General features: G+C 45.2%; 12 protein-coding genes and 2 pseudogenes. 8 read left to right on the forward strand and 6 right to left on the reverse strand.

Going from position 1 to position 14242, the window contains the following annotated elements; all coding sequences use genetic code 11:
• A partial coding sequence (gene add / locus AB4623_RS22215) for an adenosine deaminase (protein WP_372147389.1) occupies window positions 1-865 on the reverse strand: 865 nt, incomplete at its 3' end.
• A 126-nt stretch (window positions 866-991) separates the two neighbouring features.
• Between add and AB4623_RS22220 the strand changes: the two genes are divergently transcribed.
• Window positions 992-1939: a LysR family transcriptional regulator gene (locus AB4623_RS22220; protein ID WP_017061092.1), complete on the forward strand. Its 948-nt coding sequence runs from the start codon at window positions 992-994 to the stop codon at window positions 1937-1939.
• A gap of 181 nt (window positions 1940-2120) precedes the next feature.
• A pseudogene (locus AB4623_RS22225) lies at window positions 2121-2879 on the forward strand (glutathione synthase); the annotation flags it as partial.
• A gap of 84 nt (window positions 2880-2963) precedes the next feature.
• Here AB4623_RS22225 and AB4623_RS22230 read toward each other — a convergent pair.
• Window positions 2964-3737 carry a helix-turn-helix domain-containing protein gene (locus tag AB4623_RS22230; protein ID WP_017065211.1) on the reverse strand — a complete coding sequence of 258 codons (774 nt, stop codon included), beginning with the start codon at window positions 3735-3737 and terminating at the stop codon, window positions 2964-2966.
• 97 nt (window positions 3738-3834) lie between these two features.
• Between AB4623_RS22230 and AB4623_RS22235 the strand changes: the two genes are divergently transcribed.
• From AB4623_RS22235 to AB4623_RS22250, 4 genes are all read left to right on the forward strand, one after another.
• Window positions 3835-4968 carry a multidrug effflux MFS transporter gene (locus AB4623_RS22235; protein WP_372147390.1) on the forward strand — a complete coding sequence of 378 codons (1134 nt, stop codon included), beginning with the start codon at window positions 3835-3837 and terminating at the stop codon, window positions 4966-4968.
• Between the two features lie 155 nt (window positions 4969-5123).
• The gene (locus tag AB4623_RS22240; RefSeq protein WP_065583851.1) at window positions 5124-5642 is read left to right on the forward strand and encodes a TetR/AcrR family transcriptional regulator; all 519 of its coding nucleotides are present in this window, start codon (window positions 5124-5126) and stop codon (window positions 5640-5642) included.
• Complete coding sequence (locus AB4623_RS22245) at window positions 5639-6694, forward strand: alcohol dehydrogenase family protein (RefSeq protein ID WP_372147391.1); 1056 nt, start codon at window positions 5639-5641, stop codon at window positions 6692-6694. The genes AB4623_RS22240 and AB4623_RS22245 overlap by 4 nt, the downstream gene beginning before the upstream one ends.
• Window positions 6695-6928: 234 nt before the next feature.
• A complete protein-coding gene (locus AB4623_RS22250) occupies window positions 6929-8023 on the forward strand; it encodes an HDOD domain-containing protein (RefSeq protein ID WP_372147392.1) in 1095 nt (364 codons plus the stop codon).
• 96 nt (window positions 8024-8119) lie between these two features.
• Here AB4623_RS22250 and AB4623_RS22255 read toward each other — a convergent pair.
• The 4 genes and pseudogenes from AB4623_RS22255 to AB4623_RS22270 form a co-directional block, all read right to left on the reverse strand.
• Window positions 8120-9503 (reverse strand): annotated as a pseudogene (locus AB4623_RS22255) (ABC transporter substrate-binding protein).
• Window positions 9504-9513: 10 nt separating this feature from the next.
• Window positions 9514-10524, reverse strand: coding sequence for a Gfo/Idh/MocA family protein (locus AB4623_RS22260; RefSeq protein ID WP_372147393.1), 1011 nt, complete (start codon window positions 10522-10524; stop codon window positions 9514-9516).
• A gap of 113 nt (window positions 10525-10637) precedes the next feature.
• Complete coding sequence (locus AB4623_RS22265) at window positions 10638-11537, reverse strand: homocysteine S-methyltransferase family protein (protein ID WP_372147394.1); 900 nt, start codon at window positions 11535-11537, stop codon at window positions 10638-10640.
• 108 nt (window positions 11538-11645) lie between these two features.
• Complete coding sequence (locus tag AB4623_RS22270; protein ID WP_017067063.1) at window positions 11646-12602, reverse strand: integron integrase; 957 nt, start codon at window positions 12600-12602, stop codon at window positions 11646-11648.
• A 359-nt stretch (window positions 12603-12961) separates the two neighbouring features.
• Here AB4623_RS22270 and AB4623_RS22275 point away from each other — a divergent pair, with 359 nt between their 5' ends.
• Together AB4623_RS22275 and AB4623_RS22280 are read left to right on the forward strand one after the other, a co-directional pair.
• Window positions 12962-13771: a hypothetical protein gene (locus AB4623_RS22275; RefSeq protein ID WP_372147395.1), complete on the forward strand. Its 810-nt coding sequence runs from the start codon at window positions 12962-12964 to the stop codon at window positions 13769-13771.
• 131 nt (window positions 13772-13902) lie between these two features.
• Window positions 13903-14205: a hypothetical protein gene (locus tag AB4623_RS22280; RefSeq protein ID WP_372147396.1), complete on the forward strand. Its 303-nt coding sequence runs from the start codon at window positions 13903-13905 to the stop codon at window positions 14203-14205.
• Window positions 14206-14242 lie beyond the last annotated feature (37 nt).

Raw genomic sequence — 14242 nt, forward strand, 5'->3', positions numbered from 1 at the left:
CGTTGGTCATGGTTGTGTTCGACACAGTGCGGTTGTCTGTGTTGATCGTTACAACGATGCCGTCTTTCTTGAATTCAGCAATTGGGTGGTCGCTGAATTTGTGAATACATTTAGTTTGCACGTTACTTGTTGGGCAAGTTTCAAGCGCAACCTGCTTCTCTTTAACGATGTTGTACGCGTCTTCGTTACCTTGGATGTGGACACCGTGGCCGATACGCTCAGCGTCAAGCAGTGTGACTGCATCGTAAACGTTCTGACCATGCCATTGCTCACCTGCGTGAACCGTCACACGGTAGCCTTGTTCAATAGCGTATTGCGTGTACTCAGGGAATTCAGCGCAGAAGCCCGGCTTTTCACCGCCTGCAATATCAAACGCAACCACGCCTTTACCAAGGTATGGTTTACCAGCGTCGATTACATCTTTGATTGAGTCTTTCGGGAACATACGAAGTACAGACATGATGTAGTTGCCCTTAATGTCGTATTTCTCTTCTGCACGCTTCATGCCTTTAACCGCACTTGCGATGATTGCATCAAGAGACAAGCCCTTGTTTACGTGAAGAATCGGTGCAAAACGAACTTCTAGGTACTTAACGTTTTCTAGTGCTGCGTCTTCGTAAAGCTCAAAAGAGATACGCTCAATCGCTTCTTCCGTTTGCATCACTTGCAGTGGCAGGCTAAAGCAAGCTAGGTACTCATCAAGGTTTTTGCAATCTTCAGGCACTGTTAGAGACTTTACTACCGCTTCACGGTCTTCTGGAAGTTCGATTCCGTACTGTTTCGCCAGATCAATAATGGTGTCTGGACGAACACTTCCGTCTAGGTGGCAGTGCAGATCAATCTTAGGGAGTGCTAGAAAGTTCATGAGTATTCCTTAGGTCTATTATTTTTTGAGTTATTAACTCATAGGTTACATGGGCTTAAATTAACAAGTTTGTGATATGATTTAAAGTGACATAAAGTCATCATTAATCTGAATCTAAGGAATATCATGGTAGATGTTAAAAGCTTACTCAAATGTGATATGAATTTACTGCTGTGTTTACACGTGTTGCTTGAAGAGCGCAGCGTGAGCAAAACGGCAGAGCGATTGTTCCTTAGTCAGTCTGCGGTGAGTAAACAACTCACTAAGCTGCGTTCTTTGTTTGACGACCCTTTGTTTGAACGTGAGTCAAAAGGCCTGTTTCCAACACCGAAAGCCACCTCTTTAGCGCCTAAAATTCATCAAATCCTTCTGCAAGTTGAACAGCTAACCGTGCCGGACATTTTTGAGCCGAAAGACAGCGAACGTACTTTTAATATCGATCTTGTTGAAACCGCTTATACCGCGATTTACCCTAAATTTATGCCTAACGCGCTAGCAGATGCGCCGAACATTACGGTAAACAGCACTACTTGGAGCAGCGAAACCTTTAAGCGCTTACTAAAGCGTGAGGTCGATTTCGGGATTGGAATTTTTGAGCTCGATGAAAGGGCTAGCACCCACATTCAAAATATCCCTGCCGAGCTAAACCACGTCGAGTTGCTGCAAGATTACTCTGTGTGCTTGATGCGAAATGATCACCCAGTACTTCAAGAAGAGTGGAATCTGCAAGCCTTCCTTAAATACCGTCATATTCAGTTGGTGACCGGTGGCGTTGGCGACTGGTTGCTACTGGAAATCTTGCAAGCCAAACAGCTTCAAATTAACAAAGCCGCCAACGTGTCGGACATCACCAGCGCAGTAAAGCTGTGCAAACAAAGCGATTTGCTGATGTGTTATCCGTACAACTCGGTTCGTGACTATATTGAGAGTGGCGAACTGGTGATGAAGCCGATTCCTATTGAGTTGGTTCCCGGTGGTTTGTTTTTGCTTTGGCACCGTTACTTTGATTCTGAACCAAGCCACAAATGGCTTCGCGACCTCATAGTCAATAAGACCCAAGAACCTCAGCTGTAAACCGCGAGCTACGATGATCAAAACGGCGAAATAAGTTTTTTAAATTTATTTCGTCTTTTTCGAATGAGCATTGTCTTATTACGGGTGCCAAATGCCCGCCAAGAATGAGATATCTAAATGAATCCAATGCCATCGATTCCGCAACAAGTCATTGAAGATGCTTGTGAGTGGGCAATTATGCACGGTTCGTCGCACCTTTGAACAACTGAGTTGTCAGCTTTCATCGGGTGATAACCAACGTTTGTTATTGCAAGATGTCGGCGCGGTTGATGTGGTGTACCTAAGAGCGGGCTACCAGTATTCAGATTATTGGGCTCCAGAGCTAAATGAATCGGTGTGTTGCCATACGTTAAGTCAGACTCGCTTGTTTATGGAGCAACACCATGTCGCAATGAACGCGACTATCAGCCAGCAATTAGCGACCAGCAAAACCATGCAAATGCTGCTGACCATGATGTCAGCAGCAGAATACGCCCGCTGGGGTTTAACGCGAGAAGAAGCCGAACTGGTCAAGAGTGTTCTGGCTGATATGAAGCCTATCACCAATGAAGCAATTGAATGGTTTAACACACAAGCTGATAAGCAAGAATGGGAGCTGAAAAACCAAGGTGAGGGCGGTGGTCATTGTGTCTTTGGTGACGACATCAGCGAACAACTGAGCCAGCTTAAACCAGAAGAGTACGACGCGTGGGCATTGATGCAGCGCTTGTACCCGCATGAACGTGACGTGCCGACTATTGCAGTGCGTGACACTCACCAAACGCTCGTGACAGACTTAGTCAGCGAAGTGGGTTTGTTCACCGTTTACTTCAAAGGTGAACCAGTAACAGAGCTAGACGGCTACGCGGGTTACTTGATCCGCAGTAAACCTGCCAGCGAAAATGAAGGTGGAATCCACAGTGGCAAAGGGATTCTCGATTCGTTGGTGTTGATTGATTAGTTGAATCGGCATTAAAAACCAGAACTCATGTTCTGGTTTTTTGTATCTGAGCTCAGTAAAACTTCAGAGTTTGGATAACAACAATCACGCCCCTAACTTGGTAAAGGCCAACGGGGTTTGTCCAGTTTGCTGTTTGAAAAAAGCGATAAACGCACTGTTGGATGAGAACTCTAGCAGATGAGCCACATCAACGACTTGTCGGTTTTCTGAGAGCAGTTCAATCGCTTTAAACAAGCGCCATTGCTGTCGCCACTCTTGGTAAGTCATGCCTGTTTCGGCTTTGAATAATCGAGTAATCGTTTTGGTGCTTGCGCCAACCGAGTTCGCTAATGTCGAGAGGGCTGGGGCAAGAAAGGAAGCGGTTCGGACTTGTTTGCAAAAGCTTTTAAAGCGGCGATCTGTCGGTAGTGGCAAGATAAACGAGTGTTGGTTAGCACTGTAAAACTCTTCCCAGAATAGGTTGGCGGTATTGGTGGTTTGCTCGCGGGCAACGTCCCAATCCCAGAAAGCCATCTTATTGATCAGGGCTTTTAAAAGCTCATTCACTTCCACAATTTCAATCGCTTCTGGGCAGGTGTAAATACTGCTATCAAAATAGAGCGACCGATAAGCAACCACATTGGTCATCTGCGCGCGATGTTTGGTATAAGGCGGGATCCACACGGCTTTAGTCGGCGGCAAAATGCAAATGGCGTTTTCTAAGGTCAAGGTGATGCAACCCTGCGGAGCATACAGCAACTGTCCTTTTACGTGGTGATGTATTCCTGAGTCATGCTGACCTAGCTCTGCCGCAATCCCTATTACGGGCGCAGGTAAGCTGTCTGCATCAAACTCAATGGTTTCGCTGATTAATGCCATTTGTCCCAATCTTGTTGTTTTTGGTTTTAATGTTGTTAACGAGCCAAGGTTAGTTTCCCCTAGACTCCTCGTCAAGTTCACTGGTCTTGGAAAAATGATGAAAACAAAACCTTCTTTATGGCAAATGGTGCTATTGCTGATGTTCCCTCAAATCGCAGAAACCATCTATAGCCCGACTCTGGATTCAATATCGAAATCCTTTGATGTGAGTTACGCACAAGCGGCGCAAACCCTCTCGATCTACTTCTCAGCGTTTGCGCTCGGTGTTGTGGTATGGGGCATATTGGCAGACAAATGGGGGCGCCGACCAACCATGTTACTGGGCATGGGGTTATTCGCCTGTTCAGCACTTATTGCTATGCAAACCGACAGCTTTACGTGGTTGATGATAGCCAGAGCCATAGGTGCTTTCGGGCTTGCGGTTGGCTCGGTTGTGACACAAACCATGTTGCGCGATGCCTTTAGCGGCGCGGAACTGGCCAAGGTGTTTGGTTACATGGGGATGGGGCTGTCGATTAGTCCAATCATCGGGCTGCTTCTTGGCGGTCAACTAAGCCAAGCGGGCGGGCATCAATATGTGTTTATTGCCTTGTTTATTATGGTGTTAGCGTTGTTGGCACATAGCCTATGGTCATTGCCTGAAACGCAACAATCTAAGCAGCCATTGCAGTTAAAGTCACTCAGTATTCACATGATCAAAGATAGCGATATATGGATGTCTGCGTTGCTGGTTGCGTCGTTCAATATTGCACTGTTTTCCTATTATCAATTGGGTTCATTTGCCTTCATTCAACTTGGATTTAGCGTTGAGCAGTTTGGCTACAGCGGCATTGTGCTTGGGTTCGGGACTCTGTTGGGAAGCTTGGTGAACAAGACATTGTTGAAGAGACAAGTGTCTTCAATGTCTCTGATTGGTATCGCAGCAGGGCTTCAAACATTAGGTGCGGTGGGTGTGTATTTTTCACAACACACGATCTGGTTCTTGCTTCCAATGATGTTGGTGGTTATGGCGTTTGGTATTGCGATCCCTAATGTATTGAGCCGAGCGTTGGTACGTTACCAATCTCAAGCAGGAAGTGCAGGCGCACTGTTTGGTTTGATGTATTACACCTTGATCGGCTCAGGGCTCGCTTTAGCGGGAATGATTCAAGATTTAGGTGTAGTGTTGGTACTTTGTGGCGCGTTATCTGTTCTGGTGACGATACGCAGTCGACTCCAGCTTAAACGCTAAGTCTCTCATCTGTATTGATAAATTCCGTGTCCTGTTTGGCGTGGAATTTATCATTTCTTGGTTTGTAAATTTGGATATTGACAGGGGTAGAGTGATCGTTCTACTCTGTAGGTAGAACAATCATTCTACCCTTTGTCGGGTATTGAGAGAGCACTATGTTGAGAGAACAGATTGCAGCAAGCTTAGAGGTGGCATTTAGCCAGCAAGGTTTTGCTGAGCCGAGCGTTGCACAGCTGAAAACGGCGTGCGATGTAAGCCTAAGAACCTTGTATAAACATTTCCCTTCAAAAGAAGCGATGATCGTTGGTGCCTTGGAATATCGACACCAACGCTACTTAGATTTCTTGTTGGAAACGTCGCCTGAAAAGGGGCTCGCATCGGTTACTCATATCTTCAACAAGCTCCAACAATGGTTAGAAGAGTATGCGCCACATGGGTGCATGTCGATGAATGCGATGGCCGCGTTTCCCGATAATGAGCTTATCAGCCAAGCGGTTACACAGCATAAAGAACAAGTTCGTTTGCTAATAGGCAAGCAGAGCCTGCGAGAGGATCTCGCGACACCACTGTTTTTACTTCATGAAGGCGTATCAAGCGCGTGGCCAGTATTAGGCGAAGAAGCGGTGGCATCAGCACAGAATATGGTGACAAAATTACTCGAGGAAACACGATGAAATTCGAACTACCGAAAACAATGAAAGGCGTAGAGATGTTGGGTCACGGCGGGGCAGAAATGCTTGGCTACCGCGGAGATATCGCGGTTCCTCAAATCGAACCTAATGAAGTGCTGATCAAAGTCATGGCAGCAGGCGTGAACAACACCGACATCAACACACGAATCGGTTGGTATGCGAAAAGTGATGATTCAGACGATGCCAGTTGGTCGGGTGAAGCGTTGAAATTCCCTCGCATCCAAGGTGCTGACGTGTGTGGTTTTATCGTGGAAGTCGGCAATGAAGTCTCAGTTGACCGTATTGGTGAGCGTGTTCTGATTGAGCCTTGTTTGACCGAGGTTTATGGACAAGATCTACCACAGCCATGGTATTTCGGATCTGAATGCGATGGTGGTTTCGCTGAATACACCAAAGTAGCAGCTAAGCATGCTTACGCGGTGAACAGTTCTATGTCGGATGTTGAGCTAGCGTCTTTCCCATGCTCTTATTCGACCGCAGAAAACATGCTGACTCGCGCCAACGTGGCTGAAGCTGATCGCGTGCTTATCTCAGGTGCATCGGGCGGTGTGGGCTCTGCGGCTATTCAGCTAGCAAAAGCTCGCGGCGCGTATGTGATTGCGATTACCAGCCCAAGCAAGAACCAACAGTTACTTGAACTTGGCGCTGATGAAGTGATTGCCCGTGATGCGGATTTGGTTAAAGCGCTAGGCGAAAGCAGTGTGAATGTGGTGATCGATTTAGTTGCTGGTGACAAGTGGCCGGAGTTTCTTGAAGTCCTAAAACCGCATGGCCGTTATGCTGTGTCTGGTGCGATTGGTGGTGCAATGGTTGAGCTTGATGTGCGAACTTTGTATCTCAAAGACCTCAGCTTTTTTGGTTGCACGGTTTTAGAACCGCAAGTATTCCAAAACTTGGTTAATCGTATCGAGAAACAGCAGATTGGCGCCATCGTTGCAGAGTCTTATCCGCTAGCCGATATCCATAAAGCGCAAGATGAGTTCTTAAAGAAAAAGCATGTTGGTAAGATCGTGTTGGAAGTGGCAGAACGCTAGTTTTAGTCAGCTTCACGGTTTAGATTTATGGAAGAGCGAGCCAGTATCATGTGCTCGCTTTTTTGTTTCTGGCGAATACAGGAGGCCTAGTCTCGCAGGCTGTTGAGTAACAGATCCTATACAGTTGAAAAGTTAATGATTCATTTATCATTGTGTGGTTTATGAATTAACTGTGCGATAATCACCGCCGTTATATATCCCTATCTATGTTGTATTCATCTAGGAGCCGTATTGATGTTTAAAAGGGTATTGCAGGCATTATTCTCACCTTTTGTTGATTCAAAAAACAAACCCTCTGCAGAGCCTGCCCAACAAGAGCAGCAGCAAACCGTTGCTACTGATTCTGTTCAGTCTTCAATCTTTGTTCCGCCGTCGTCCACTCAGCCATCATCATTAATCGTCGATAATACGCTTAGCCTTCACGATGGTGAGTTCCTTGATTATTTGTTTGGAGAGTCTCGTCTTCGAACGGAGTCAGACCCATTTAGTGATTTTGTCGCTTGCCAAGTCGAACGTTTGATTCGCTCTCCAAAAGCCCTGCTTAATGAACTGCCAGTGATGCCAGCCTCTGTAACCACGTTAATGGCAGAATTACAGAGTGATGAGTTTGATGTCGATGCATTGTTAAGAGTGATTGAGCGCGAGCCGAGTATGGCTGCCGATGTGATTAAGTTGGCAAATAGCGCCTTTTACAAACGCAATGAAAAACAGGTTACCGACCTAAAAACAGCATTCCTAAATATGGGTTCTCAAGGGCTTGTTGAAGGAGTAGTGAATAGCTATATGAAGAACTTCACGCCGGGGAACAATATTTACTGGCGTCACTTCGGTGAGAAAATTTGGAATCACAGTGTTCAAACCGCGTCGTTTTCTAAGGAGTTGATGAAAGACTCTTCATCTCAAGAAGATCAAGCAGCGGCATACTTTGTTGGGTTAATTCGCAACTTAGGCAAGATGATCATTTTCCAGATAATGGTAGAAGCCTTCAAGCATGTTGATCCTTCTGTTCCACCTAACTCGTTGGCATTGAAGCGCCTGATGAACAGCTACTCTATTCGCCTGACTTACACCATTGCTAAGTTCTGGGAACTGCCAGAGTCTGTGTTGACCGCAATTGGCTACCAAGAGTCGAGCCGATACGAATGCACACCACTTGGTCAAGCTGTGTTTGAAGCTAACTACTTGAGTGAGCTGTGCTATTTACTGGAAGAACAAACGATTGAAGTCGAGCAATTTAAGCGCAGATGCAAAGAGACACTGATGTCTCCGGCGGCATACAAAGTGGCTAACCGTATCTATAAAGAGTCTGAATTATCGCTAGTGAGCTAACCCTTAGCCTATTCGACCTACGCTGTGACTGAACATAATGATTGGTTGCAGCTTGGTTGGGCTAGGTTGTGAAATACATTCAGCTACGAAATACGCTTACAAATGGCTAATCCACAGCTTGTCGAGTTCGCACCAACCGAAGCCATTCACTTGTGCGCCGTGTATCTTTTCAGAAACTTGTAAATTGAACGCCTCTTGCTTGAGTTCAACCACAATCCCTGAGTCATTCAACCAATGCTTCAGTGCCAACAGTGCATTCATCGCTAATTCAAAGTTTGGCTGGTTTGTTATTGAGGCTAAGCCTTGTTGGATTGTCTCTAGCATTTCAGCAGGCACAGCTAAGTCCTCAAACGGAAAGCGAATGAAAAAGCTTAACCACGAAGTGAAGGTGTTGTTCTCATCAATAATACTGCACAGCGCGACGTCTTTGGTAGTTAGGTAGTGAGTTAGGTAGTGCCCATATTCCACGCTGGTTTTGTGGTCGCCAGACACTGACAACTGATCGAAAAGGGCTTGGCATTCAGAGGTGTCTTCAACGGTGAACTCACGAACGGTTGAAGACAACATCGGGCTTTGAATCTTAAAGAAGGTTGAGCCGAAATCCGGTTGGGAAGAATGGTCATCGCCACGCACGCTGGTCGTTTTCTCGGGCAGTTTCACGCACACCTGATTTTGAGCGCAGGCTTTGCTCTGTGCCCATTCAGGATAGACCCACAACTCGACTCAATTCAGAATCGGCGTGCTGTGTGAATAGGCGCTATTGCGGCTCAATCTCAACATCTTGCTTGAGAAGATGTCTAATGAGAACGCGCCAGATCCAATCAGCCTATCAGTCGGTGATGAGTGATCGAATACGGAGGCTTCAGCCCTAGCAAGTAGGCGCGGTAAATGCCAATCAGGTTGATTCAACTTTACGACAACCACATTGCCTGCCGAGACAGAGACCTCATCAATATGCTGATAACAGCGATGCCATATTTTGCTTTGGCAGAGAGAGTTAAGGTTGCGTGCTATGTCTTGAGGTTCGAGTGTTCGACCGTTATGAAAGTGAACACCATTGCGAATCTGAAAGTGCCACTGTGTCGCATCTTGATTAGGCTGCCAATGATAAGCCAGATCGCCGCTGAGTTTGCCGTGCTTAACGGAGGTTAGGCGTTGGCAAACTTGCATCACTAAGAAGCGTTCGGTGCGTCTAAGTACTCGTTGAGGGTGAAGCGCTTCGAGTTCTCGGTGAAACGGGATGTACGCGATATTCTGCGCCGACGGATTGGTATTGCTTAGAAAGGCTTGTAACTCAGCGCTAGCATTGCGGCCACTCAATCCAACCTTGTGCTGTCATCGCTTTGAGTAAGGTCTGAACGTGACGTTCACTCACGTGCAGCAGTGTGGCCAGTTGGTTGACCTGACAGTGTGATACTCCAGGCCCAAAAGCCTGAAATATCTTTTCATACAGTTCAAGCTTGCGCTTAAGGTTGCCCAATTTGCTTTTCCTAACGACGAGGTTGAGTTAAATGTGGATAGCCAGAGTCAATCAGTGCTTTTTCCATCGTGCCGAGAACTCGAGAGGTTATCTCTGAGCTTAGGATATTCGATTCAGTTTTGCCTTGAAGCACCAAATCTGAAAAATGGTCGATTTCAAACTCGAATCCATTCCCTATCACTCGGTAGTTAATGGTCGACTTTTTGCCTTGATGTTCAATCTCAATAAAGGCCGGATTCCACCATTTTTCGTGAATGGTGATTTTGGTTTCAGGTCCACTCAAGTGTGCTGATCGGGGAAGGTTTTGCACTGTTGATGCCGATATCTTACCGTTCATATCACCAGAGAAGGTAAAGCACGCATCGGTATCAACATTTGCCCCCTCATAAAGACACGACATCTTTACCTGAGGTTTTGAAGGGTTCACACCCAGCGTTCGACACAGATCGTAGAAGAACCAAAGCCCATAGACGCCGACATCGAGTGTTGCTCCGCCTGACAAATCCGGATTGAAGATAAACAAATCGGGCTCATAGTCATGATGGTTACCAAAGCTGGCTTCAATTGAGTCTATCTGAATGTTGTTGTCGACCAAGAATGACTGGAGCTCACGATACGCGGGAAACACCACGGTTTTCATCGCTTCTAACAGCATCACGCCATTTTGATTTGCAAGGGCTTTCATCTCAAGCCAATCACCAAGATTGGTGAAAGCTGGCTTCTCGACCAATACGTGCTTATTGCTCTTTAGAAACAACTCGGCGAGTGGCTGGTGGTATGGGTGAACCGTAGCGATGTAAACTGCTTCAACACTTGGGTCATTCGCCATCTCTTCATAAGAACCATAAGCCTTGTCGCAACCAAACTTGTTGGCGAATGTGGCTGCGCGTGTATGGTCTCTCGCGGCAACCGCATAAAGCTCACCATGCAGACAGTGTTCTGTGACTGCCGTTGCGAATCGATTGGCGATATTACCTAGCCCTGCGATGCCCCATTTAATTTTGCGTTGTGTGTCGCTCATCAGTTATTCCAAATCGTTGTTTTGTATCAGTGTACTCAGAGGCGCCACATACAAATAGAGAACAGATTTCTCAACCTGTTCTCTATTTATTTTATTCTAGTTGAAGCTCAGGATTAGCTCTGTAGGGAGCGTTTCCAATCGGCTAGAGCTTGAATGTGTTTTGGCCCGATGCCACAACAGCCACCGACGATATTCGCGCCCCGTGCGTGCCAGCGTTTAGCGTAAGCTAAGTACCCTTGGCCATCCAGCTCACGCATTTCTTGAAACATGTCATTAGCTTCATGTTCGCTGCTGATAGGAGCAAAGTTATTTGCGTAGACACCAATTTCTAAATCACTACCTAGCTCATCGATCACTTTCTTAGCATCGATAATGGCTTGATCCATCACTTCAGGCACTGAGCAATTAAACATAATGCCTTTCGCGTTTGATTGGCAGGCAAGTTGGATTGAGTCTGTTACGCTCTCGCCAGAACGAATATTGGCAGAATCGCCCTTGGTGTCTTCCAAGCTAAAGGCGTAATAACACGGTTTGCTTGATTGCTTGAGTACCGCATGAATGGATTCGAATTCTTGCAGGCTACAAATCGTTTCCGCTATCCAAAGGTCGATGTTTGGATCTTGGGCATCGTAAAGCGTTTGAATGATCGGCGTTGCTTCTTCTACCTTAAACAAGTCTGGTCGGTAGCTGCCAAATGGCGGTGGAATCGCGCCCGCGACTTTCACTGTGTGGGTAGAATTGTCAGCAACTGCTTTAGCCAGCTCACCAGACAGTGCGGCTAGTTCAAAGCCTCGTTGTTCGAAGAGTTCTTCACCCAAATGAAAAGGCACACAGGCGTAGCTATTGGTGATCAGGATTTCAGCACCTGCATCGACAAAGTTTTGATGCGCTTGGCTGACAAATTCGGGTGCTTCAATCAGCGCTTGAGCACTCCAAAGCGGTTGAGAAAATGGCGCGCCAATTTCTTTGAGTTCTCGGCCCATGCCGCCATCAAGTATGGTTAGTGTTTTCATATTCAATACTATCTAAACAATTGCTGAAGTTCTGCCGCCACCATAGCAGACAACCTTGTCAGACAGAAGCCATCAAGCCAAGGTTCAACTATCGATGAGGGAGTTTCGTTATAAGCCGTCTAGCGGGCTAGTCGTGCCACTAAAGTGTTGCCCAATAACGTGAGTGTAAATCTGAGTTGTCTTAACATCACTGTGCCCCAGTAGCTCTTGAACCGTTCTGATATCGGAGCCTGACTTTAGAAGTTGCGTAGCAAAACTGTGCCTGAAAGTATGACAACTAATTCGCTTGTGGCGCAATTTATTAGAGTTAGTCGCCTTCTTCAGCGTTTTTCGGAGTACCGAATCATGTAGGTGGTGTCGGCATACGATCCCCGACTCAGAGTGTTGAGTGACGGATTTTGATGGGAATAGGTACATCCAAGCAAGTTGTCGATAGGCACTAGGGTATTTTTTACCTAATCGGTGAGGCAAAGATGGCCCAAACCCATTCAAGTTATCTTTAGCGAGCAGAACTGCAACTTGTGAAATTTTGTCTTGTATAGCTTCAGTGAGTGAAAAACTTAAAATTGTCACTCGGTCTTTATTTCCTTTCCCATTGTGAACAGTGAGAGACCCTTGTTTTAGATCTATATCTTGTACTCGAAGCCTCAGGCATTCCGATACTCTCAAACCTGAACCATACAACAAGCGAAAAAACAGTTGATATTTAGGATCTATTTCATTGATCACCGAGATAGCTTCCGCATGATTGAGTACGCTAGGAATTTTTCGAGACCGAGTCGCATAGCTAAACCCTAAGTCTCCTAGAGGTTGCTTAATAAATTGATTGTATAAATAGGCTAGAGCATTGAGAGCTACCTTTTGAGTATTGATGGCTACTTTTTGTTGATTAGCTAAATGAGAAAGAAAGGAGACAACTTCAGCGGCATGCATCTGTTCAGGGTGTTTAAGCTTATGAAAATGAATGAAGTATTTTATCCAGTAACAGTAGGCTTTGATTGTCTTGCGACTATAGCCTCGCATCGTCATATGTTCGCAAATTGCCTGCATGAATTGACTCGCCATATATTCCCCTCACAAAATCTGTACATACAGACAGTTTATTGCTTGTTGAATAATTAATGACTTAAAAAAGAGTGGTTTTTAACTCTGATTGAGCACGAATTTAACGAGAGGCTTATTTTAAATTATTGATTATACTGCAAGTTTATGGGTGGTTAAGAATGAGGCCGAGCGTTACATAGTCGGCAATATGTGCTTGCACGTTTTCACACTTATTGTTTAGACCCACTTTTATATTAAATGCATAGCATTCAGTTGGTTATGAGTGACCTTTTTGATATGTTAAGCGGATGGATTCGTGCTTGCACAATATTAAAATGTTATGTTTCTATCAAATTCGACTCAACAAAGGGTATGAGTGAATGAACAAAAAATTACTTGTTGGATGTGCGTTTGTATTCCTATTGATAGTAGCGGCTCTAACGAAACCAAGTTCTGAAGGACTTGAACTGCTAGAATGTAGCTTCGACGATGTTGCAGAAACAAATATTAGCTTTTTTGTTGATCAAGAGCTGCTTGAGTCCATGCCCATGCAAGATGTAGAAAAATCTCTTCGTTCATCAATCAAGTATGCCAACCAAGTGTTAAAAAACTCTTGTGTGCCTCTAACCAGAACTTTAGGTCGAATTGAGCCACTAAATATTGATAAGAGTAAAGTTCAAAGCTTGCCTTCAGTTTTTCGATTAGTTAGTAACACACTAAAAGAACGGGGAATAGTTGTTAGTGAAATTGCCCCTAACGAAAAGTATGGTTTGTTATTTCATGGCAAGCATGAGAATCAGTTAAGGTTGTCAGGGCAAGCTTCACCATATTTTGGAGCATGGATTTTTGCTATATCTTCCAAGGCTCAAATACACATACTTGAACACGAATTAGGGCACTTATCTTGGGCTCAACACGCTGAGAATTTTCCAGTACCCAACCTTACAATGAGATTGAGATCAGCAGTGCCCCGGGAATATCACGTAAACCTTGTTCAATATGCAAGAGCAGCGAAATGTGGCAGTTCGGGTACGATAATGTCATACGAACGAGATATTTTGCCAATCTACTCTAGTCCAAAAGTCAGCTTTCAAGGCAAGTCATGTGGTGATGATGAGACCGCCGATAATGCAAGAGTAATGCGTGAGTACGCTTCAAAATTACTTAACTTCAGCAGCGGCAAAAAATAAACATAACAAGGCGCTCAACCCGACACTTCACGCTTGGCATTTTTGCTTCGCAAAAGTCTATGCCAAGGTTTCGTGCGGGTTAGCTTAGCGTTATGAGGGCAAGGCAGCATATCGGTATCGTTAGAGGAAGTATGAGTACAGTAGTTAAGTTTCTGATTTTATACTTAGTTCCAGTAATTTCTTTTTCTGGGAGTATTGGCTCATATATGTTGGTTTACGGTGAGAGTGTGGATCATCCTATAATAAGCCTTGTTTTACTGTTCGTGATATCAGGATTTCTCGTTTCTTCCTATCTCAGTGTAAAGCTAGTTTCTCAATTTTCAGGTGAGAAATTAATCTATTCAGGTATCTTTTTTACAGTATTAGGTTGGCTGTTAGGGGGAGTTCCTGTAATTATTTGTCTTATGCTCTTTAAAGGTTTGTTCAACCCCTAAATGAACGATAGTGCCCACATAACAAACGACTATGGCG

Origin of the sequence: Vibrio sp. 10N.222.52.C12 (genome assembly GCF_041474215.1) — a bacterium.
Lineage (GTDB): Bacteria > Pseudomonadota > Gammaproteobacteria > Enterobacterales > Vibrionaceae > Vibrio > Vibrio crassostreae_C.